This is a genomic window from Thauera sp. 2A1, from assembly GCF_009469595.2.
GTDB lineage: Bacteria > Pseudomonadota > Gammaproteobacteria > Burkholderiales > Rhodocyclaceae > Thauera.
Genome location: NZ_SSXV01000102.1, coordinates 1 through 1,543 on the forward strand (window position 1 = coordinate 1; position 1,543 = coordinate 1,543).

The following is a 1,543-nucleotide window of genomic DNA, read 5'->3' on the forward strand; positions in this document are numbered from 1 at the left end:
CTCCGAGACATGAACGAGACCGAAGGTCATAACGGATCGCCGGCCAGCCTGTTCGATGACCTGCCGGCTGTCGAGGAACAACAGGTGATCGCGGCGAAGCAGGCGCGGGCGGCTTCACGCCGGCAAGGCGCGGCGCGATTGCTGCAGCCCAAGCGCGGGCAGATCGAACTGCGCGCCTCGGACCTGGAGTCGCTGCTGGGTGAGGATCACCGGGCTCGGCTGGTGTGGGGCTACGTCGAGCGGCAGGACCTGAGCCGGTTGATCGAATCGATCAAGGCCCGTGGCAGCAACGCCGGACGGTCGGCGATCGACCCGCGGATCCTGTTCGCGCTGTGGCTGTACGCCACGCTCGATGCGGTGGGCAGCGGCCGGGAGATCGCCCGTCTCACGCGCGAGAGCGACGCCTACCGCTGGATCTGCGGTGGCGTGTCGGTGAATTACCACGCGCTCAACGACTTTCGCTCAGGCAACGAGAGGTTGATGGACGAAGTGCTCACGGCCAATGTCGCCGCGCTGGCCTCGGCTGGGGCGATCAGCCTGGAGCGCGTGGCGCAGGACGGCATGCGCGTGCGTGCCGATGCAGGCGCAGCGTCGTTTCGGCGGCAGGCCAGCCTCGAGCAGCACTTGGCCGAGGCCGGCGAGTTGGTCGATGACATCAAGAAACGCGCCGCGGCCGATCCGGCAGCGGCCAGCCGCCGGGCGCAAGCTGCGCGCGAGCGTGCCGCACAGCAGCGCGAGGAGTGCATCCGCGCCGCGCTGGAGCAACTGCCGCAGGTGCAGGCGGCCAAGCGGCGCAACGGTGAAAAGCCCGAGCAGGCACGAGCCAGCACCACGGATGCCGACGCGCGGGTGATGAAGATGGGCGACGGCGGCTTCAGGCCAGCGTTCAACGTACAACTGGCCACAACGTGCGAGGACCAGGTCATCGTCGGCGTGGAGGTGAGCAACACCGGCAGCGACATGGCGCAGATGGCGCCGATGCTCGAGCAGGTCATCGAGCGCACGGGCACAGTACCCGGGCAATGGCTGGTCGATGGGGGCTTTCCCGCGCACGAGCAGATTGAGGCGGTGCATGCGCACACGAAAGGCCAGACCGAGGTCATCGCCCCGGTGCCCGAGCCCAGGCGCAATGCAGACAAGCGCGACGACGACGCCCCCCCGCCGCCGGACAAGTACCGGCGCAAGGAAGGGGACTCCGAGCCGGTGGCGCAGTGGCGTGCGCGCATGGCCGGCGACGAGATCAAGGACGTGTACAAGCAACGCGCGGCCACGGCCGAGTGCGTCAACGCACTGGCGCGCAACCGCGGACTGCAGCGCATGCCTGTGCGCGGGCTGGGCAAGGTTCGAGCGGTGGCTTACCTGTACGCGCTGGCGCACAACTTGATGCGCATGGCCAAGATCGCGCCGCAGATGCTCGGTCGAGGTAGCGGTGCGTCCAAAATCGCCGCAGCGCTGGCATAAGAGGTGCCCGAAATGAAAACCCGCCTCCTGAAGACCCCGGATCTGCCCTCACAGACGCTTGGCTGGGCCTCGAACACCCCAC

General features: G+C 68.2%; 1 protein-coding gene. It reads left to right on the forward strand.

Translation table 11 applies throughout. The features are described 5' to 3' along the window. Positions 1 to 9: 9 nt before the first annotated feature. A complete protein-coding gene (locus tag GH664_RS22675; RefSeq protein ID WP_153163793.1) occupies positions 10 to 1,461 on the forward strand; it encodes an IS1182-like element ISThph1 family transposase in 1,452 nt (483 codons plus the stop codon). Positions 1,462 to 1,543: the final 82 nt, after the last annotated feature.